This is a genomic window from Nonomuraea sp. NPDC049784 (assembly GCF_040659615.1).
Lineage (GTDB): Bacteria > Actinomycetota > Actinomycetes > Streptosporangiales > Streptosporangiaceae > Nonomuraea.
This window is the reverse complement of the sequence record NZ_JBFAMX010001315.1, coordinates 1-1,063: the sequence shown is the minus strand read 5'-3', so window position 1 is coordinate 1,063 and position 1,063 is coordinate 1. Positions and strand designations below refer to the sequence as shown.

At 73.5% G+C, this 1,063-nt stretch carries 1 protein-coding gene; it reads right to left on the bottom strand.

Annotated features, from left to right (window positions below; translation table 11 throughout):
* Positions 1–104: 104 nt before the first annotated feature.
* Positions 105–1,063, bottom strand: a 959-nt coding sequence (locus tag AB0J09_RS65695) for a histidine kinase (RefSeq protein WP_360714739.1), incomplete at its 5' end; no start/stop codon positions are given.

Below are 1,063 nucleotides of genomic sequence, written 5' to 3'. Positions count from 1 at the left end.
CGGTTTGCCCGCCGTCGCGACCACCTCCACGTCGGGCAGCAGGCCGAGCAGGACCGCCAGTCCGTCGCGGACGACCGGGTGGTCGTCGGCCACGACCACCTTGATCACAGCGGGATCCGCATGTCGACGTGCCACTCCTCTCCCTTGGGGGCCGCGCTCAGCGTCCCGCCCAGCCGCTCCGCCCGTTCCCTGAGCCCGCGCAGCCCGAAGCCGGGGCCGACCGGCGCGGCAGGGCCCTGGCTGACAACGCTCAGCGTGGCGTGTGTGCCGTAAGCGAGGCGTATGCGCACGGGGCTTCCCGGCGCGTGCTTGCGTGCGTTCGTGAGCGCCTCCTGCACACCCCGATACAGCGTCAGGGCGACGTCGGCGGACAGCTCCGCGGATGCCGCCTCCATCTCCAGCTCCGCGGGCTTGCCGGCACGGTCGGCGTAGGCCGTGGCCAGGCCGGTCAGCAGTTCCTCCAGTGGCAGCGCCTCGTCCCGCAGCGCGAGAATGGCGCGCCTGGTCTCCACCAGCCCCTCGTCGGCCAGTTCCTGCGCCCGCCGGAGGAAGACTCTGATCCGCTCGTCCTCCGCCCCCTCCTCCACCAGCGCGTCCACCACCTTGAGCTGCACCGATAGCGCCGACAGCGCGTGCGCCTGGATGTCGTGGATCTCCCTGGCGATCCGCGAACGCTCGGCCAGCGCCGCCGCCCTGGCCCGCTCCTGCGCCGCCCGTTCGGCGTTGCCCAGGAGCAGCTCTGCCTGCTCCGCGCGCTGCAGCACCTGCTTCCTGAACGTCCCGAGCAACACGCACGCCACCAGCACCGAGACGTGCGCGACCAGGTACGGCCAGCGCGGGGAGGGCCTCAGCGAGACCGTGGCCGCGACGGTCGCGAACGTGATCGGCAGGACCTGGCGCGGCGGCAGCCTGGCTCCGGCGTCGATGAGCGCCACGGCGGGGAACGCGACGGCCACGCCCGCACCCGCACCCGTCAGCGCGGCCCCCGCGACGCCCATCTGCAGCAGCGCCACGACCAGCGAACGGCGGCCGAGCCAGTCCGAGGCCAGCCAGAGCAGCCATC